Origin of the sequence: Devosia ginsengisoli, from assembly GCF_024707105.1 — a bacterium.
Taxonomy (GTDB): Bacteria; Pseudomonadota; Alphaproteobacteria; order Rhizobiales; family Devosiaceae; genus Devosia; species Devosia ginsengisoli_A.
In genome coordinates this window covers 1-17,158 of the sequence record NZ_JANQAJ010000006.1, presented here as the reverse complement: position 1 = coordinate 17,158, position 17,158 = coordinate 1, and the positions used below count along the sequence as shown (strand labels likewise).

Sequence of the window (17,158 nt, the reverse complement as noted above, 5' to 3'; positions counted from 1 at the left end):
TATCCTCGCTTCCCTCCCCACAAGGGGGAGCGTGGACGACTGCGAAATCGAGCCTAGTACCGCTCGAACGCCTTGGGCTTGTTGCCCATGATGGTTTCGATCTTCTCAGCCACGTCAGGAGTCATCTTGTCCTTCGACTTGAGGGCCGAGAGGTTGTCGGCGAGCTGGGCTTTCTTCGACGCGCCGAGAATGACGGTCGAGACATGAGGGTTGTCCAGGCACCAGAGCAAAGCCAGATGGTGGACCGGCAGGCCGACTTCCTTGGCCAGCGCGGCAAGCTGCTTGATCTTTTCGAGCTTGGCCTTGCCGGCCTCGCTGGTCCATTCCTTCTTGAGCCACTCATAGCCCGGCAGGTTCATGCGGCTGTCGGCAGGGATGCCGTCATTGTATTTGCCGGTGAGCGCGCCCGAGGCCAAGGGCGACCAGATCGTGGTGCCCAGGCCCATGAGGTCATAGAGCGGCAGATAATCGTGCTCGACCTTCTCGCGGGTGAACAGGTTATATTGCGGCTGCTCCATCTGCGGGCCGATGAGGTGGTTGGCGCGGGCAAAGGCCCAGGCTTCGGTGAGCTGCTGGGCGGTCCATTCCGATGTGCCCCAATAGAGCACCTTGCCCTGGGTAATGAGATTGTGCATCGCCCAGACCGTTTCCTCAATCGGGGTCTCGATATCGGGGCGGTGGCAGAAATAGAGGTCGAGATAATCGACCTGCAGGCGCTTGAGCGCGGCATGGGCCGCCTCGGTCACATGCTTGCGGTTGAGGCCTTTCTGTGTCGGCTTGGTGCCGCCCCAGAACACCTTGGAGGAGACGGCATAGCTGTCGCGGCTCCAATTGAGCTTCTTGAGCGCGGCGCCCATCAGCGTTTCGGATTCGCCGGCCTCGTACCCCTCGGCATTGTCGAAGAAATTGACGCCTTCGTCATAGGCCAGGCCCATCAGTGCCAGGGCCTCCTTTTCGTCCACCTGCTTGGAGAAGGTGACCCAACTGCCGAGCGACAGCTCGCTGACCTTGAGGCCGGATTTGCCCAGGCGACGATATTCCATGACACTGTTCCTGATGGTTTCGCGGCTCCGCGCCGCCTTGATATATCGGCAGTTGCCGATGGAGTGAACGCTAATCCCTAGCGTCCTGTCTGTAAAGCGGCGGGCCGAACGTCATTGAACCATGACGCGGGCGATCGCGTTCGGAACCCAATGCACACAGCGAGGATGTGACCATGCTCAAGGACATCGATTCATCAGCCATCGTAGCGGTCAGGGATATGTCGCGCGCCAGGGACTTTTACCAGGACAAGCTCGGGCTCGAGCTGACCCAGGGCGACGACAACGTGCTCTCCTTCAAGACCGGTAAGACCACACTCAACGTCTATGTCTCCGACTTCGCCGGCACCAACAAGGCCAATGCCGTTGTCTGGGGTGTCGGTGACCAGCTCGACGCCATTGTCGCCGACCTCACGGCCAAGGGGATAAGTTTCGAGCACTATCCGGATATGGGCCTGGACTATAAGGACGGCATCCACAGCACCAACGGCTTCAAGGCCGTCTGGCTCAAGGACCCGGACGGCAATATCCTGCACCTGAACAATATGTAGTCAGGGCATCTCGCGCAGGAAGCGCGCCAGATTGTCGGTGATGTGATGGACATGGGGGCCGCTGCTGCGATCCAGTTCCCAGGCTTCCACCTGCTCATGCACATAGCCGGCATCGGCCACGACCTGCACCGTCGCCATGCCGATTTCATGCGGTACGACGAGGTTCTTTTCCAGGTCGTCGAACATGACGGCGCTGGCCGGGTTTATGTCGTGAAGAGCGAGGAACCCGTCATAGGCCGAGCGATGCGGCTTGGGCACGAAGGTCATGGCGCGGATGTCGTGGACATGCTCGAAAATGTCGGCGCCTCCCAGCCTCGATAGCACCGAGCGGGCATGGCCGGTGTCGCCATTGGTGAGAATGAATTTGCGGCCGGGCAAAGCGCGGATGGCCTCGACCAGGTCGGGATGGGCGTCGACCGGCGAATAGTCAATGGCGTGGACCGTGTTCAGGAAGTGGTCGGGATCGATCTCGTGCTTCAGCATCAGCCCGTTGAGCGTGGTGCCGAAGTCCCGGTAGTAGCTTTTCTGCAGGGCGCGGGCGGCTTCGAAATCGAGCCGCGTCACATCCATCACATATTGCGTGATGCGGCTGTCGATCTGCGCGAAGAGGTTGCATTCGCGCGGATAGAGGGTGTTGTCGAGATCGAACACCCAATCGGTGATGTGGCTGAGACTGCGGGTAGGGGGCGTCATATCGTTCATGGTCGCCCCACTATAATACGCAAGTGTGAAAATGGGGATAAATCATCGGGGAGCGGCCAGACTGCCGCTCCCCGATCTGTTGTCAGTCCACCGGCTGGTTGGCTTCGACGGCCAGGCCCAGCGCAGTGATCAGGCCCGCCGGATTGGCGGCGGCGGCCATCAGCACTAGCAGCGAAGTGGGCGAAGGCGGCGCCACCTTGACTTCGAGGCTCTGCGGATCGTCGAGGAAGGCCGAGACCGGCGGCACGACCAGGTCGTTGAGCGCCGGGATGCCCGACTCGGCCAGCATGGCCGGCAGCATGGCCTTGAGGCCCTGGACGAAGGTGGCGCGGTCGGCGCCCGACTGGGCGGCGAAGAAGTCGAGCAGCTTGCCGGCCAGCGAGGCATCGTCATAGCGGATCGACGCGGAAACGATGTTCACGCCCTGCATCAGCGCCATGCCCTGCATCATCTGGGCCTGCGCCTGTTCCTCGGTCGGTTCGCCGCCCGTGCCCATCGCGGCCTGCATGGCATAGATCTGGTCGAGCACTGTCGGTGTGAAGCCGGTAATGTCGAAGGTAATATCGAGCGCGCCGACATCATCGAAGTCGAAGGAGAGCGCGCTGACATCCATATGGCCGTCGGCCATGGCCCAGCTCATCTCCATGTAGACTTCGCCGGTGACGCTGGTGAGACCCAGCGCCTCGATCGTGGCGCCGGCGGCCGGGTCTTCTTCGGCAACCGAGGTGAGATCGGCTGACATGCCGCTGATCAGGAAGGTCGAGGCCAGATCGGTCAGCTCGGTCGTCGCAAAGGACGGATTGAAGGTCGATTGCGAGGCCATGGTTTCGAACGCGAAGACCTCTTCGCCGTCGCGGGTGAGCGAGAGCGGACCAGTGCTGAAGGACTGGAACAATTGCAGCAGGCCGATGGACGGTATCGGATCGCCCGCCGGCAGGTAGAAGCCATCGACGCGGATGTCGCTGAGGCTCAGATGGCCAGCCGGCTCCTCGGCAAAGTCGGTTTCGATGTCCGGGATGGTGACGGATTCGGCGGTATAGCTGCCATCGGCATTCTCGACGACGCCGGTGAAGGTGACTTCGGTGTCGAAGGTCATCGGCTCCATGGCCGCTTCGGGCGAGGAGACGATGGTGACGGTGCCGCCATCGATGGTGATCGTGTCGCCATCGAGCGCTGCCGCGCCGAAGGTGAAGTCATAGCCGAGGGGCTTGTAGACTTCGGCGATGCGATCGACGAAGGCCTGTGCATCGAGCGCCATGGCAGGGCCCATCAGGGCAACGGTCGCAACACCGCTCAGCAGCAGGCGGGTCGTCTTTGTGGTCCTCATCGTCATCTCCGGCATTGGTGTGATTTTGCTTTGTCGGGTGGGCGCATTGAGCAATAGACCGGCGCCATTCTGTGGCAGATGGCCCCTTGTGCATTGAATTGCAATAGATTCCGGCCGCATGGTGGCCTGTCTTTCTCATTGTCGGTTTACTGCAGCATAACGCTGGTGACCGTGTTGTGACACTCCCGGTTCAGGGGCGGCCGCGATCGAGAAAACGCCGATAGGCCGGGTTGTCGGTTTCCTCCCAATAGGGAAAGCCGATGGCATCGATATGGGCGAGGAAATCGTCCCGCGTTGCCGCGGGCACCTGCACCCCGACCAGCACGCGGCCATAGTCGGAGCCGTGGTTGCGATAGTGGAACAGCGAGATGTTCCAGCGGTCGTTCAGCCCTTCGAGGAATTTGAGCAGCGCTCCTGGCCGTTCCGGGAACTGGAAGCGGTAGACCACTTCGTCATCGAGGTCGCTCACGCGCCCGCCGACCATATGGCGGACATGGAGCTTGGCCACTTCATTATCGGTGAGGTCGGTCACCCCGAGGCCGTGCTTTTCCAGCAGCGCGATGATCTCGTGCTTTTCGGCATCGCCGCCCGTCAGCTTGATGCCGACGAAGATATTGGCCGAGGCGCCATGGGCGAAGCGGTAGTTGAACTCAGTTATGGAGCGCTGGCCGAGCAGGCGAATGAAGGCGCGATAGCTGCCCGGCTTTTCGGGGATTTCGACACTCAGCAAAGCCTCGGCCCGCTCGCCGATCTCGGCGCGCTCGGCCACGTAACGCAGCCGGTCGAAGTTGACATTGGCGCCTGAATTGATGGCGATCAGCGCCCCTTCAGGGGCCTCGCCCAGTTCCACCTGCCGCCGCAAGCCGGCGAGGGCCAGCGCGCCGGCCGGCTCGGCAATGGCGCGCATATCATCGAAAATGTCCTTGATGGCGGCGCAGATCTCGTCGGCCGAGACCGTGACGATATCGTCGAGCAGTTCGCGGCAGAGCCGGAACGTCTCGTCGCCCACCTGCCGCACGGCCACGCCATCGGCGAAGAGCCCGACCTGGTCGAGCGCCACGGGATGGCCGGCCGCAATGGCCGCCTTCATGCTGGCCGCTTCCTCCGGCTCGACGCCGATGACGCGGATTTCGGGGCGGAGGAACTTGACGAAGGCGGCAATGCCCGCGGCAAGCCCACCGCCGCCCACCGGCACATAGATGGCGCCGATCTCGCCCGGATGCTGGCGCAGCAGTTCCATGCCGATCGTGCCCTGGCCGGCAATGACATCGGGGTCATCGAAGGGGTGGACCACGACATAGCCATGCTTGGCCGCGAGTTCGGCCGCATGGGCGCGCGCCGCATCGAACCCGTCGCCGAACAACTGGACTTCTCCGCCCAGCCGACGCACGGCGTTCACCTTGATAACGGGCGTAGTCGTGGGCATGACGATGATGGCGCGGATGCCCAGCCGCGTGGCGGAGAGGGCCACGCCCTGAGCATGATTGCCGGCCGAGGCGCAGATGACGCCACGGGCGCGCTCGGCTTCCGTGAGTTGGGCGATGCGATTGTGGGCGCCCCTGATCTTGAAGGAGAAGACCGGCTGCATGTCCTCGCGCTTGAGCAGCACCTCGGCGCCCAGCCGGGCCGACAGCAGCTCCATCTTTTCGAGCGGGGTTTCCTCGGCCGCTTCATAGACTGACGAGGTGAGGATGCGGCGGACATAGTCCTGCATGGCGGGCACTCCATTTCGTGCCGTGTTGGATGCCCGGCGCAGTCTTTTGTCAATCGGGCAAGCTGAAGCGCCGCCTGCAATGCGGTTGTCGGATGCGGACCGCAAGTGCGGCCGCGGACGTGCGGATCCCGAGACGGCTTTCGCCTCTGGTAAATTTAGTAATGAGACGGAAGCCGTCTCGGGATGCCGGACTTGCTCGGACGGCGCGATCGCAGACCCTAGCGGTTAGCCGTAGCACCCCGCCCAAACGCCTCGTCCGCTCGACCCGGAGCAGAGCGCGACCTCCACTCCCCCGGCTGGCCTCCGGACGCCCGTCGCTGCAGCGCCGCCCGTATCCCGGAAGATGAGCAAGATGATACGCGCGGTTTTTGGCGAGGGGGATAAGATGGGTAAGTGGAGCACCGCGCGATCCTCTCCCTCGATGTCATCCCGGCCTTGAGCCGGGATCCATCCTGAGGTGGCAAGGCATATCCAGTGGTCGGACGATCCACCTTGCGGCCGTGGCATGATCTCGGGATGGGTTCCGGCTCAAGGCCGGGATGACATCGGGGGTGGAGTGACAAGGGTGCTACCTCCCCGGATATTTTTCCCGCGCGAGCGGGTTGAACTCTCAACGCCGTCTACCGATGTCGGAAATGGGGCCCACCGAGAGGATTACCAGCATGAACGACTTCAACGCGCAGGTCATTGCCGATTTCAAGCAGCATGGCGGCAAGCCAGCCGGCCACTTCAAGGACTCGCCGGTTCTGCTGCTGCATTCCGTCGGCGCCAAATCGGGGCAGGAGCGCTTGCAGCCCTTGATGTATCTGCGCCAGCAGGACAATGGCCCCTGGTATGTCTTTGCCTCCTATGGCGGCGCACCGAAGAATCCGGCCTGGTTCCACAATCTCGTGGCGCATCCCGATATCGAGATCGAGGTGGGCGACGGCACGGATATCAAGCGCATTCCCGTGCGTGCCCGCGTGGTCGAGGGCGATGAGCGGGCGACGATCTATGCCGAACAGGCGCGCTGTTTTCCCCAATTTGCCGGCTATCAGGAAAAGACCTCGCGCGCGTTCATTCCGGTGGTGGAACTCACCAGGCGCTGACGGAAGGCGAGCATTTCGCCGCCGCCGAAGCCTTGCAATCTGCTCATGGCTGCCTCTCAATCAAATGATTGATTGACGGGCTGCGCCGCGCTATAGGCACTGCCGCATCATGCGGAGGGCCGCCATGACCATGGACATATCGCTGACCGGCAAGCGCGAAAGCGGCGACGACCGCCGCCTCGCCATCGCGCAGGCAGCGCGCCGGATCATCGTCGAAAAAGGCCTCGAAGGCCTGCGCACGCGCGATATTGCCGCCCGCGTCGGCATCAATATCGCCACGCTCCATTATCATGTGCCGTCCAAGGAAGCGCTGGTCGCGCTGGTGGCGGAATCTTTGCGCCACGACTTCAAGGCACAAGCCCTGCGCCATCCGCGCAGCGGCAAGAACGGGCTCGAACAACTGCGGCTCGAATTCGACGATTTCCGCGAAACCGTCGTCGAAATGCCCGACCTCATCATCATACTGACAGAACTTGTCGAACGGGCCAGGCGTGATGCAGTCATCGCCGAAATCATGCTGCCCATGCGCGATTTCTGGCGCAACCAGTTTGCCGACATTTTCCGGCTCGGCATATCCGACTGCTCGTTCCGGCCCGACCTCGATCCCGAGGCGGCCGCCCTGATTTCGACTGGCGCCCTCTCCGATTGCTGGCGCCAGCCCAAACTGTCGCTCTCCCTGCTCGACCGCGTGGCGGCCGAACTGGAGCGCGCCTTCACCCGTTAATTCAGACGACCAAGGAATTTTCCATGTCTGCCCAACCTCACACAACCGGGGCCGATGCTCCGCCCGATCCGCGCCGCTGGCTGGCGCTGGGCATCCTGCTGATCGCCAATTTCATGAACCTGATCGACGTGACCATCGTCAATGTCGCGCTGCCCTCGATGCGCGACGGGCTGGGCGCCACCGACAGCCAGATCGAATGGGTGATTGCCGCCTATATCCTGGCCTTCGCGCTCGGCCTGCTGCCCTTCGGGCGCCTCGGCGACATCCTGGGCCGCACCCGGCTCTTCCTCTGGGGCGTGGCCGGCTTCACTGCCGCTTCGGCCCTGTGTGGCCTGGCGCCCAATATCGAATTCCTCATTGCCGCCCGCGTCATCCAGGGCCTGGCCGGCGCCATGATGACGCCGCAGGTGCTGGCCATCGCCACCGTGACCTTCCCGCCGCATGAGCGGGGCCAGGCCTTTTCGCTGTTCGGCCTGTCGGCCGGCCTCGCTTCGGTCTGCGGTCCCATCCTGGGCGGCGCCCTGATTTCGGCCAATCTCTTCGGCATGGACTGGCAGCCTATCTTCCTCGTCAACATCCCGATCGGCATCGCCGCCGTGATCGCCGGCTGGTTCCTCATTCCGCGGCTGCCGGGCCATGCCGCCCTGCGCAATGATTATGTCGGCATCGTCCTGTTCGGCCTTGGCATAGTCGCGGTGGTCTTCCCCATCGTCGAGGGTCGCGCCTATGGCTGGCCGCTCTGGGCCTTTGCCATGATCGCCGCCGGTCTCCTCCTGCTCGTCGCCTTCGTGCTGTGGACGCGCAGCCGGGCCGCCGCCGGCGCGCCCCAACTGCTGAATTTCGATCTCATCACCAACAGGCAGTTCATGTTCGGTGCCTTCGTCGTCACCATCTATGCCTCGGGTATTCCCGGCTTCTTCATGGTGATTTCGCTGCTGCTGCAAGGCGGTTTCGACTTCACACCACTGCAATCGGGCCTGACCAACACGCCCTTTTCGGTGGGCGTGCTGATCGCTTCGGGCATTGCCGCACGCTTCGGCGCCAACTACCTGCGCTCCCGGCTGGCCGTGGCGGGTGCCTTGCTGTCCTTCGGCATCCTGTGGCTGCATTTCTACATTGCCGGGGTCACTGACAGCATCGATTCCCTGGCCTTCCTGCCGCCGCTGCTGATCGCGGGTATCGGGCTGGGCCTGGGCTTCTCCTCGCTGTTCCAGCTCGTGCTGGCCAATGTGCCGCCGCGCGATGCCGGGGCTGGCTCTGGGGCGTTGCAGGCTTTCCAGCAGGTGGGTGGCGCGCTGGGCGTCGCCATTATCGGGGAAATCTTCTTCACCCGACTCGGCAACGGCTTTGCCGGTGGTGCGACGCCCCATGCCGCCTTTGCCGACGCGTCGAGCCTGGCGCTCTGGTATGTGGTGGGCAGCTTTACCCTGGTCTTGCTGCTGGCCCCGTTTTTCAGGGGCCCCAAGGGCGGGCAGGCGCGTGGCGCACCGGCCCAGCCGGTATTGGTCGAAGCCTAGAAATGCGAAGGCCGCCCAATGGGCGGCCTTTTTGATTCCGGTCGTATTGGTTCTAGAACTTCCAGGCCAGACCTGCGCGAACGACCGAATTGCTCGGTTCGCTGGTGCCGCCGCCCGGCACGGTGTTGACGCCATAATGGGTCCAGGTGGCGTTGAGGCGGGCCATGAGGTTTTCGGTGACCATCATGTCGACACCCAGACCAAGCTGGAAGCCGCTGGCGGTGAATTCCGTGCTGACGCCGCCACGGCTGGGGCTGAGATCAAAATGGCCCCATGAATAGCCGACCGTGCCATAGGCCAGCACATTGGGCGCCACCGGATAACTCAGTGTGGCCCGTACGGCCGCATCCCACTTGAGCGCACCGTAATTCTGGGCGCCGTTATATTCGAACTGCGTGGCGACATTGTTGACTTCGCCATCGACGCCCAGCACCAGCCAGTCATTGAGCTGGTAGCGGTAACCCGCGAACACCCCGGCGCTGCCGCCGATGTCGCCGAGAAGCTGTTCGCCTGCCAGGATGCCCGGGGCAATCTCGTGGCTCTTCATGGCAACCAGGCTGCCCTGCGCGCCGACATAGAAGCCATCCCAGGCCGAATATGTCGGCTGATACATGCCGCTGGTGACGACCGGCGCCATCATCGACTGGGCCTGTGCGGCCCCGGCCGAGCCGATTACCGCGATGCCGGCCGCTGCCGCCAGCTTGAATTCCTTACGCATGACAAAAACCCCGCAAACCTGATGGCTAAAATTTGCCACGACTTGTCCGGACCGGGCTATGCCATAAGCGCCACATCCCGGCCAATTCGACCGGGATGTGCCAAATGGTTAGCGAAACGTCAACGCGGTGGTTTGTCCTAGCGTACGATCAGCGTGCCGGCGCCGAATTCGGTGAAGAGCTCGACCAGGACGACATGGGGCATCTTGCCGTTGAGGATCACCACGCCCTCCACGCCATTGTCGAGCGCTTCGAGGCAGGTTTCGACCTTGGGGATCATGCCGCCTGAAATGGTACCATCGGCAATCAGGTCCTTGGCCTCGCGCACGCTGAGTTCTGGGATGAGCGTGCCGTTGCGGTCGAGCACGCCCGGCACGTCGGTGAGGAACAGCAGGCGCTTGGCGCCGAGCGAGCCGGCAATGGCCCCGGCAAAGGTATCGGCATTGATATTGTAGGTGTTGCCGTCGCGGCCGGGCGCCACCGGGGCGATGACCGGGATCATCTCGGAGCGAGCCAGCAGGTCGAGCAGGGTGCGATCGACTTCGACGGGCTCGCCGACAAAGCCGAGATCGAGCACTTTCTCGATATTGGAGGTCGGGTCCTTGATGGTCTTTTCGGCCTTCTTGGCGAAGACCATGTTGCCGTCCTTGCCGCAGAGCCCGATGGCCCATTCGCCCTCGGCATTGATCAGCGCCACGATTTCCTTGTTGATCGAGCCGGCCAGCACCATCTCGACCACTTCCATGGTCCGCGCATCGGTGACGCGCAAGCCGCCCTCGAACTTGGATTCGATGCCCAGATTCTTGAGCATGGAGGCGATCTGCGGCCCGCCACCATGCACCACGATCGGATTGACCTTGGATTGCTTGAGCAGCGCGATATCGCGCGCGAAGGCCTGGCCGAGCTTGAGGTCGCCCATGGCGTGGCCGCCATATTTCACCACGACGGTCTTGCCCTCGTAGCGCTGCATATAGGGCAGGGCCTGGGCGAGGATGCCGGCGTCGTGGCTGAACCGGTCGGTCGAAGGCTGATCAGTCATGGACAGACCCATTCTGTTGGCAAGCAGTCCCTATTGAGACCGCAACGGGTCTAGAACATCAATGCCCAAAGGAAAAGACGCTTATGCGGCATTTGCGCATTGATCCTTTTTAAGGTCTGTTGCGTTCTCGGACTGGGCCGATATGCCCATGTCGGGAGGCAGACCGGTTTCATGTCCACCACAGCCCCGTCGCGGGACATCGCCGATCTCATCGCCCGCTGTGCCCTGCGCGACCGGGCCGCTTTCCGCCTGCTCTACGAGCGGACCAGCGCGAAACTCTTCGGGGTGACCCTGCGTATCTTGAAGGACCGTTCGGAGGCCGAAGAGGCCATCCAGGAGGTCTATGTGAAAATCTGGCAGCGGGCGGATCGCTATGTGGCCGGAAATACCAGCCCGATCAGCTGGCTGGTGGCGGTGGCGCGCAATCATGCGCTCGACAAGCTGCGGGCGCGCCGTCCGGCCGCCGACGATATCGACGTGGCGCTGGAGATTCCCGATAGCGGCCCGAGCCCGGAACGCGCCGCTGCAGACAGCGAGGAGCGTGGCCGGATCGAACATTGCCTGGGCACGCTCGATCCCGATCGTGCCGAAGCGGTGCGCGGTGCCTATCTCGATGGCTATAGCTATGAGGAACTGGCATCGCGTTTTGCCGTGCCTCTCAACACGATGCGGACCTGGCTGCGCCGGAGTCTCATCAAACTGAAAGAGTGCCTCACGACATGAGCGCGAGCGACGACATCGGCGGAGATCATGAAGGGCGCAACGCCCTGGTGGCCGAATATGTGCTCGGCCTGCTCTCGACCAGCGAGCATGAACGTGTCGGCCGCCTGATCGAGGCGGATGCGGGTCTGCGGGCCGAGCGCGATTTCTGGGTTGCGCGCTTTGCCGCGCTCGATGACGAATATGCGGAAGTGCCCCCGCCCGCCCATCTCTATGCCGCCATCGAGGCCCGCGCCTTTGGCGAAGGGCAGAAACGCGTTTCCCTGTGGGAGAATCTGCTGATTTGGCGCGGCATCGCCGCCGGGGCGCTGGCTGTCGCCATTGCGGCAATCGGCTTCAATCTGCTGCAACCGGCGCCCGATGTGGGCACGCTCACCACCCAGCTCGTCGCCGCGCTCGAGGAAGAGGGGAGCGACGTCAAATTCGTCGCGCTCTATGACGGCAGCGGCTCGGTGCGGCTGACGGCGCTGTCGGGCGAAGATGTGCCGGATCGCGATTTCGAACTCTGGGCCATCCAGGGCGACAATGCACCCGTCTCCATGGGTGTCATCCCGGTCGGCGAACGCAGCACTGTCACCATCGCGCCCGAAATCCTGGCCGGTTGGGGCGAAGGCTCTGTGCTGGCCATCACGCTCGAACCCGAAGGCGGCTCGCCCAGCGGCGCGCCGACCGGCCCGATCGTCGCCAAGGGGGCGGTGACGCGGATTTAGTATCGAGCCTGAAACTCTTTCCGTCACCCCTCCGTACCTTCCCCTGTCCCAGCCGAAAGAATGGGAAGGAAACACAGGAAGGAACGACAAATGAATTTCCGCGCACTCACCCTTGCCGCCATGCTCTCCGTCTCCGCTCTCTCGGGCGCTGCCTTTGCGCAGGACAATCCGATGGTGGGCGGTGCCGCCATGTTTGCCGACAAGAACATCGTCGAAAATGCCGTGAACTCGGCCGACCACACGACGCTGGTTGCCGCCGTCCAGGCCGCAGGCCTGGTCGAGACGCTGTCGGGCGAAGGCCCGTTCACCGTGCTGGCCCCGGTCAATGCCGCCTTCGACGCCCTGCCGGAAGGGGCGGTCGAAACCCTCCTGAAGCCGGAAAACAAGGAGATGCTGTCGACCATCCTGGCCTGTCACGTCATCCCGGCCAAGGCGCTCTCCACCGACATTGTCGGCATGGTCGAAGCCGATGGCGGCGAGCATGTCGTGGACACCGTGGGCGGCTGCAAGCTGACGCTCAAGGCCGCTGACGGCAAGGTGACCGTGACCGACGAGAATGGCACTGTAGCCAATGTGACCATTGCCGACGTGATCCAGTCCAATGGCGTGATCCATGTGATCGACGCCGTGCTGACTCCCAAATCGGCCATGTAACAGGCCGGCCATCGGCCGGCTCTGTAACCAAAAGCGGCGCTGCTGCGAATGGCGCCCATAGAGAGGCCGTTACGACGGCCTCTCACCACAACTTGACTGCCATCGCCCCTGTCGGGGCTGTAGGGTGGCTGTCGGATCGGAGGGAAGAGACATGGCCACGATCGATCGTCGCACAATGCTGCTCGGGGGCACCGCTATAGCCGCGCTCGCTGCCTTCAGCGTCCTGCGCCCCACCGGCGCGACCATTGCGGCCGAGGGCGACTTCCCGTTCAAGCTGACCGACGCCGAATGGCGCGCCCGGCTCTCCCCCGACGCCTATTACATCCTGCGTGAAGAAGGCACCGAACGTCCCTTCACCTCGCCCTTGCTCGACGAGCACCGCGAAGGCATTTTCGCCTGCGCCGGCTGCGACCAGCCGCTGTTTGAATCGGCCACCAAGTTCGATAGCGGCACGGGCTGGCCGAGCTTCTACACCTTCATTCCCGACGCCCTGGGCACCAATGTCGACAACACATTCGGCATGGTCCGGACGGAAGTCCATTGCAGCAATTGCGGTGGCCATCAGGGGCACGTGTTCGAGGATGGTCCTCCGCCCACCGGCCTGCGCTATTGCATTGACGGGTTGGCACTGAAGTTCATTCCAGCTTAAGGCCGCGGACGGGCAGGGTGTTGCGTCGCGCCCTGTTTTCCCGCTATCGACAGGGGCCACTCTGCGGACCTGTCCATGAAGCTCACCATTATCCAGACCGGCGAAGTCCCCTTGCCGCTGCGCGACCGGTTCGGTCCCTATCGCAAGATGTTCGAGACCATGTTCGATGGGACGGGGCAGGGCTTCACCTATGACATGGTGCCGGTGTCCGACGGCGCGGCGCTGCCCGATCCGGGGGAACTGGAGGGTATTGTTCTGACCGGTTCGCCGGCTGGCGTTTATGACGACTATGCCTGGCTCGATCCGCTGCGGGCCTTCATCCGCGACGCCTATGGCCGCAAGACCCCCATGCTCGGCGTGTGCTTCGGTCACCAGATCATGGCCGATGCGCTGGGCGGGGATGTGCGCAAGTCCGAAAAGGGCTGGGGCCTGGGTCGGCATACCTATGCGGTGAAAGGGCGGCCCGATTTCATGACTGCGGCGCCGGCGGCGCTGGCGGTGGCCTGCTCGCATCAGGACCAGGTGATTGTGCCGCCCGCCGAAGCCGAAGTGATCCTGGGCTCCGATTTCACCCCCAATGCCGGGCTCGCCTATCGCAATGGCGCGGCGCTGAGTTTCCAGCCGCATCCCGAATTCCAGGACGACTATACGCTGGCGCTGGCCGAGCTGCGGCGCGGCAAGGCGCCGGATGAAATAGTGGAAACCGCCATCTCCTCCATTGCCACCCCGTCGCACAGCGCGGACGTTGCTGGCTATATCGGGCAGTTTTTCAGGGGGCGCTGACATGGCTGTGGCGGAAAAGCTCGGTGCCGTTGATGCCTATCTCGATGGACTCCAGCACGCTCGCAAGGCCGATGTTGCGGCTTTGCGGCTGGTGATCCTGGCGGCGGTGCCCGACCTGGTCGAGCGCATCAAGTGGAACGCCCCGAGCTTCGGGCTGGGCGACGATGACCGTATCACCATGCGCCTGCATCCCGGCGACCGGGTGCAGCTGATCCTGCACCGTGGCGCCAAGGCCGGTGCCGACGACTTCTTCCGCTTCGAAGACCCGGACAGGCTGATCAGTTGGGCCGCGCCCGATCGTGGTGTCATCACCTTCCGCGATGCCGATGAGCTGGCCAGCCGGTCGGCCGCATTGAGCGAAATCCTGCGGCGCTGGGTGGCCTGTACGACGCGGTAGGCCGAGGCCTGATCAGCTTTCCAGCAGCAAGGCGATTTCGGTGCGCAGTTCGCGCAGCCCCTCGCCTTTGAGGCTCGAGGTCAGGATGACATGCGGATGGGCTGCGGGGCGCTTTGTTATGGCGGCCTTGGTGGCTGATATCACCTTGGTCAATTCACCCGCCGACGGCTTGTCGGCCTTGGTCAGGACCACCTGGTAGCTGACTGCGGCCTTGTCGAGCTCATTCATGACGGTGAGGTCATTGTCCTTGGGCCCGTGCCGCCCGTCGACCAGCACATAGACGCGGCGCAGGGTGGCACGACCGGTGAGGTATTGATGGATCAGCCTTGTCCATTGCCGCACCTTGTCCTCGGGCGCCTTGGCATAGCCATAGCCGGGCATGTCGACGATGCGCAGGCTTTCGCTCTGGCTCTCGAAGATGTTGAGTTCCTGCGTGCGGCCGGGCGTATTGGAGGTGCGGGCCAGGGAGGACGTGCCGCAAAGCGCATTGATCAGGCTCGACTTGCCGACATTGGAACGGCCGGCAAAAGCGATCTCGACCCGGTCCATCGGCGGCAGGTCGGCAATGCGCACGCAGCCTTTGACGAAGAGGAAGGGCCGCGCGAACAGCAGGCGGCCGCGCTCGATCATGTCGGGGGCGTAATCGATAGTGCTCATGGTGCTGCTCGCTTCAATTTTAGCGCTTCCAGGAAAAGTGGTTGCCGGTTTTCCGGTTCGGAAGCGCGGCCGTACAAATATTAAGCCCGCCGGAAGTGTTCCGGCGGGCAATAGCATGGCTGATCGATGGTGACGATCAGGACTTGGTGGGCTCGGCCGTTTTGGGCTTGCGCTTGAAGGCATCGAGAATATTGCCGAGCAGGTTCACCTCGGCGCCGTGGCGCTTCATGATGAAATACTGCTGGGTGACCGACAGCGTGTTGTTCCATGCCCAGTAGATCACCAGGCCCGCCGGGAATGTGCCCAGCATGAAGGTGAAGATGACGGGCATCCAGTTGAAGATCATCGCCTGGGTCGGGTCGGGCGGCGGCGGATTGAGCTTCATCTGCACCCACATGGTGATGCCCATGATGACCGGCCAGATGCCCAGATGCAGGAAGCTGCCAATGAAGGGCAATACGGTCGGATCCCACGGGATCAGGCCGAACAGGGTGAAGATATTGGTCGGATCGGGCGCCGCCAGATCCTGAATCCAGCCGAAGAACGGCGCATGGCGCATGTCGAGGCTGATGAAGATAACCGTATAGAGCGCGAAGAAGACCGGGATCTGGATGAGGATCGGCCAGCAACCGGACAGCGGATTGATCTTTTCCTTGCGGTAAAGCTCCATCATCGCCTGCTGCTGGGCCGGGCGGTCGTCCTTGAGGCGCTCCTGGATGGCCTTCATCTCCGGCTGCACGCGGCGCATGGCAGCCATGGAGGCATAGGAGCGGTTGGCCAGCGGGAAGAAGATGGCCTTGACGATGACGGTCACGGCCAGCACAGCGAGGCCGAAATTGCCCAGAATCCCGTAAAGGAAGCTCAGCAGGTAATACATCGGCTTGGTGATGAAATGCAGCCAGCCCCAGTCGATCAGCAGTTCCAGCCGGTCGAAGCCATATTGGGACTGATAGGCCGAGATCACCGATTCTTCCTTGGCGCCGGCAAAGAGGTAGCTTTCGCGGGTGGCCGTGGCCCCTGCCGCGACGACGACCGGCGTGGTTTCCACATAGGAGGTCTGGTAGTCGTCATAGCCGGCCGCGTTGGACCAGTTGAAGCGCGCATTGAGCGCGGTGCCGGCCGGCGGCAGCACAGCCGTGGCCCAGTATTTGTCCGAGAAGCCGAGCCAGCCCGAGGTGTTTTCGTAGGTCACCTGCCGGTCGTTCTGCAGGTCGGAATATTTCTTGGAAATGAGATTGTTGTCGCCCAGCACGCCATGCGGGCCTTCATGCTGGATGAAGAAGTTCGCGACATGGGGCGTGTTGTGGCGGACGACCCGCGCATAGGGATAAAGGGCGACATCGCCCGTACCCTGGTTCTCGATCGCCTGGCTGATGGTGAACAGGTAATGCTCATCGACCGAAATCGTGCGGCGGAAGATCAGCCCAGCGCCATTGTCCCAGGCCAGCGTCACGGGAGTGGTCGTGGTCAGCGCGGTATTGGCACCTTCGATCGACCACTGCGTCCGGCTGTCCGGCACCGCGATATTGGCACCAGTGACCGGCACCCAGCCCTCTTCGGCGAAATAGGCATTGGGTACGCCGGCCGGGGTCAGCAGGGTAATGACCGGGGAATTCGCATCGACCGTCTCGCGATACTGCTTGAGGCGCAGGTCGTCGATGCGGGCGCCGGTCAGGTTGATGGAGCCCGACAGGTCCTCGGTGTCGATGCTGACGCGCTGGCTGGCGGCGACCGCCTCCTCGCGCGTGGCGTAAGTCTGCGTGCCTGTCGGCGCGGGCGTGGCGGCGGCTTCACCCGGCGTCGCCGGCGTTGCCAGCGCGGCATCGGCCGCTGCCTGCTGCTCGGCGGCGATCTGGGCCTGCTGCTGGGCCCGCTCCAGTTGCGGGCCGGCCACGAAGAACTGCCAGCCGAACAGCACGACCATGCTGAGCACGATGGCCAGGATGATGTTGCGATTGTTTTCCATTATCTTGGTTTCCGTGGGCCGCGGCCGGAAGATTGGCGCTCGTCTGTCGATCTGGGTGTGTGTACGCGTTGGATCAGCGCACTCAGATCGGCAACCAGCTTGGCGAAGGGTTCGCTGAGCGCTTCCCGTCGTCCGACCAGCACATAGTCATGGTGAGGGATAAAGTCACGCGCGCATGCTGTCACAGCGGCGCGAAGGCGACGT

The 17,158-nt window shown here is 63.1% G+C and carries 18 protein-coding genes; 10 read left to right on the top strand and 8 right to left on the bottom strand.

Annotated features, from left to right (window positions below; translation table 11 throughout):
* Nucleotides 1-53: 53 nt before the first annotated feature.
* Nucleotides 54-1,043, bottom strand: a complete 990-nt coding sequence (locus NVV79_RS03775) for an aldo/keto reductase (protein ID WP_303986452.1) — start codon at nt 1,041-1,043, stop codon at nt 54-56.
* 173 nt (nt 1,044-1,216) lie between these two features.
* Between NVV79_RS03775 and NVV79_RS03770 the strand changes: the two genes are divergently transcribed.
* On the top strand, nt 1,217-1,591 hold the full coding sequence (locus NVV79_RS03770) for a VOC family protein (protein WP_303986450.1): 375 nt from the start codon (nt 1,217-1,219) through the stop codon (nt 1,589-1,591).
* On the opposite strand, the gene NVV79_RS03765 is transcribed toward NVV79_RS03770, so the two are convergent.
* The 3 genes from NVV79_RS03765 to ilvA form a co-directional block, all read right to left on the bottom strand.
* Nucleotides 1,592-2,293: a pyrimidine 5'-nucleotidase gene (locus NVV79_RS03765; protein WP_303986449.1), complete on the bottom strand. Its 702-nt coding sequence runs from the start codon at nt 2,291-2,293 to the stop codon at nt 1,592-1,594.
* A gap of 82 nt (nt 2,294-2,375) precedes the next feature.
* Nucleotides 2,376-3,620 carry a hypothetical protein gene (locus NVV79_RS03760; RefSeq protein ID WP_303986448.1) on the bottom strand — a complete coding sequence of 415 codons (1,245 nt, stop codon included), beginning with the start codon at nt 3,618-3,620 and terminating at the stop codon, nt 2,376-2,378.
* Between the two features lie 190 nt (nt 3,621-3,810).
* On the bottom strand, nt 3,811-5,334 hold the full coding sequence (gene ilvA, locus NVV79_RS03755) for a threonine ammonia-lyase, biosynthetic (protein ID WP_303986446.1): 1,524 nt from the start codon (nt 5,332-5,334) through the stop codon (nt 3,811-3,813).
* 662 nt (nt 5,335-5,996) lie between these two features.
* Here ilvA and NVV79_RS03750 point away from each other — a divergent pair.
* The 3 genes from NVV79_RS03750 (at nt 5,997) to NVV79_RS03740 (ending at nt 8,663) form a co-directional block, all read left to right on the top strand.
* On the top strand, nt 5,997-6,422 hold the full coding sequence (locus tag NVV79_RS03750; RefSeq protein ID WP_303986444.1) for a nitroreductase/quinone reductase family protein: 426 nt from the start codon (nt 5,997-5,999) through the stop codon (nt 6,420-6,422).
* A gap of 124 nt (nt 6,423-6,546) precedes the next feature.
* The gene (locus tag NVV79_RS03745) at nt 6,547-7,146 is read left to right on the top strand and encodes a TetR/AcrR family transcriptional regulator (RefSeq protein ID WP_303986442.1); all 600 of its coding nucleotides are present in this window, start codon (nt 6,547-6,549) and stop codon (nt 7,144-7,146) included.
* 23 nt (nt 7,147-7,169) lie between these two features.
* On the top strand, nt 7,170-8,663 hold the full coding sequence (locus NVV79_RS03740) for a DHA2 family efflux MFS transporter permease subunit (RefSeq protein ID WP_303986440.1): 1,494 nt from the start codon (nt 7,170-7,172) through the stop codon (nt 8,661-8,663).
* Nucleotides 8,664-8,715: 52 nt separating this feature from the next.
* On the opposite strand, the gene NVV79_RS03735 is transcribed toward NVV79_RS03740, so the two are convergent.
* Both NVV79_RS03735 and argB read right to left on the bottom strand, forming a co-directional pair.
* Nucleotides 8,716-9,381: an outer membrane protein gene (locus NVV79_RS03735; protein WP_303986438.1), complete on the bottom strand. Its 666-nt coding sequence runs from the start codon at nt 9,379-9,381 to the stop codon at nt 8,716-8,718.
* A 137-nt stretch (nt 9,382-9,518) separates the two neighbouring features.
* A complete protein-coding gene (argB, locus tag NVV79_RS03730; protein WP_303986436.1) occupies nt 9,519-10,418 on the bottom strand; it encodes an acetylglutamate kinase in 900 nt (299 codons plus the stop codon).
* A 171-nt stretch (nt 10,419-10,589) separates the two neighbouring features.
* Between argB and NVV79_RS03725 the strand changes: the two genes are divergently transcribed.
* The 6 genes from NVV79_RS03725 (at nt 10,590) to NVV79_RS03700 (ending at nt 14,331) form a co-directional block, all read left to right on the top strand.
* Complete coding sequence (locus tag NVV79_RS03725) at nt 10,590-11,141, top strand: sigma-70 family RNA polymerase sigma factor (RefSeq protein ID WP_303986434.1); 552 nt, start codon at nt 10,590-10,592, stop codon at nt 11,139-11,141.
* A complete protein-coding gene (locus NVV79_RS03720) occupies nt 11,138-11,848 on the top strand; it encodes an anti-sigma factor (RefSeq protein ID WP_303986432.1) in 711 nt (236 codons plus the stop codon). The genes NVV79_RS03725 and NVV79_RS03720 overlap by 4 nt, the downstream gene beginning before the upstream one ends.
* A gap of 90 nt (nt 11,849-11,938) precedes the next feature.
* Complete coding sequence (locus NVV79_RS03715) at nt 11,939-12,502, top strand: fasciclin domain-containing protein (RefSeq protein WP_303986430.1); 564 nt, start codon at nt 11,939-11,941, stop codon at nt 12,500-12,502.
* Between the two features lie 151 nt (nt 12,503-12,653).
* A complete protein-coding gene (msrB, locus tag NVV79_RS03710; protein WP_303986428.1) occupies nt 12,654-13,151 on the top strand; it encodes a peptide-methionine (R)-S-oxide reductase MsrB in 498 nt (165 codons plus the stop codon).
* Nucleotides 13,152-13,226: 75 nt separating this feature from the next.
* Nucleotides 13,227-13,934, top strand: a complete 708-nt coding sequence (locus NVV79_RS03705; RefSeq protein ID WP_303986426.1) for a gamma-glutamyl-gamma-aminobutyrate hydrolase family protein — start codon at nt 13,227-13,229, stop codon at nt 13,932-13,934.
* Between the two features lies 1 nt (nt 13,935).
* Nucleotides 13,936-14,331, top strand: a complete 396-nt coding sequence (locus tag NVV79_RS03700; protein WP_303986425.1) for a DUF1801 domain-containing protein — start codon at nt 13,936-13,938, stop codon at nt 14,329-14,331.
* 12 nt (nt 14,332-14,343) lie between these two features.
* Here NVV79_RS03700 and yihA read toward each other — a convergent pair whose 3' ends face one another.
* Nucleotides 14,344-14,988, bottom strand: a complete 645-nt coding sequence (gene yihA, locus NVV79_RS03695) for a ribosome biogenesis GTP-binding protein YihA/YsxC (protein ID WP_303986423.1) — start codon at nt 14,986-14,988, stop codon at nt 14,344-14,346.
* Nucleotides 14,989-15,124: 136 nt separating this feature from the next.
* On the bottom strand, nt 15,125-16,954 hold the full coding sequence (gene yidC, locus NVV79_RS03690; protein ID WP_303986421.1) for a membrane protein insertase YidC: 1,830 nt from the start codon (nt 16,952-16,954) through the stop codon (nt 15,125-15,127).
* Nucleotides 16,955-17,158: the final 204 nt, after the last annotated feature.

Excerpts from the sequence above, each read along its gene's own strand:
- NVV79_RS03765 (WP_303986449.1), bottom strand. The coding sequence starts at position 2,293 with ATGAACGATATGACGCCCCCTACCCGCAGTCTCAGCCACATCACCGAT.
- NVV79_RS03750 (WP_303986444.1), top strand. The coding sequence starts at position 5,997 with ATGAACGACTTCAACGCGCAGGTCATTGCCGATTTCAAGCAGCATGGC.
- NVV79_RS03775 (WP_303986452.1), bottom strand. The coding sequence starts at position 1,043 with ATGGAATATCGTCGCCTGGGCAAATCCGGCCTCAAGGTCAGCGAGCTG.
- NVV79_RS03760 (WP_303986448.1), bottom strand. The coding sequence starts at position 3,620 with ATGAGGACCACAAAGACGACCCGCCTGCTGCTGAGCGGTGTTGCGACC.
- NVV79_RS03700 (WP_303986425.1), top strand. The coding sequence starts at position 13,936 with ATGGCTGTGGCGGAAAAGCTCGGTGCCGTTGATGCCTATCTCGATGGA.
- NVV79_RS03705 (WP_303986426.1), top strand. The coding sequence starts at position 13,227 with ATGAAGCTCACCATTATCCAGACCGGCGAAGTCCCCTTGCCGCTGCGC.
- NVV79_RS03740 (WP_303986440.1), top strand. The coding sequence starts at position 7,170 with ATGTCTGCCCAACCTCACACAACCGGGGCCGATGCTCCGCCCGATCCG.
- yidC (WP_303986421.1), bottom strand. The coding sequence starts at position 16,954 with ATGGAAAACAATCGCAACATCATCCTGGCCATCGTGCTCAGCATGGTC.
- NVV79_RS03725 (WP_303986434.1), top strand. The coding sequence starts at position 10,590 with ATGTCCACCACAGCCCCGTCGCGGGACATCGCCGATCTCATCGCCCGC.
- NVV79_RS03720 (WP_303986432.1), top strand. The coding sequence starts at position 11,138 with ATGAGCGCGAGCGACGACATCGGCGGAGATCATGAAGGGCGCAACGCC.
- msrB (WP_303986428.1), top strand. The coding sequence starts at position 12,654 with ATGGCCACGATCGATCGTCGCACAATGCTGCTCGGGGGCACCGCTATA.
- argB (WP_303986436.1), bottom strand. The coding sequence starts at position 10,418 with ATGACTGATCAGCCTTCGACCGACCGGTTCAGCCACGACGCCGGCATC.
- NVV79_RS03770 (WP_303986450.1), top strand. The coding sequence starts at position 1,217 with ATGCTCAAGGACATCGATTCATCAGCCATCGTAGCGGTCAGGGATATG.
- NVV79_RS03735 (WP_303986438.1), bottom strand. The coding sequence starts at position 9,381 with ATGCGTAAGGAATTCAAGCTGGCGGCAGCGGCCGGCATCGCGGTAATC.
- NVV79_RS03745 (WP_303986442.1), top strand. The coding sequence starts at position 6,547 with ATGACCATGGACATATCGCTGACCGGCAAGCGCGAAAGCGGCGACGAC.
- ilvA (WP_303986446.1), bottom strand. The coding sequence starts at position 5,334 with ATGCAGGACTATGTCCGCCGCATCCTCACCTCGTCAGTCTATGAAGCG.
- yihA (WP_303986423.1), bottom strand. The coding sequence starts at position 14,988 with ATGAGCACTATCGATTACGCCCCCGACATGATCGAGCGCGGCCGCCTG.
- NVV79_RS03715 (WP_303986430.1), top strand. The coding sequence starts at position 11,939 with ATGAATTTCCGCGCACTCACCCTTGCCGCCATGCTCTCCGTCTCCGCT.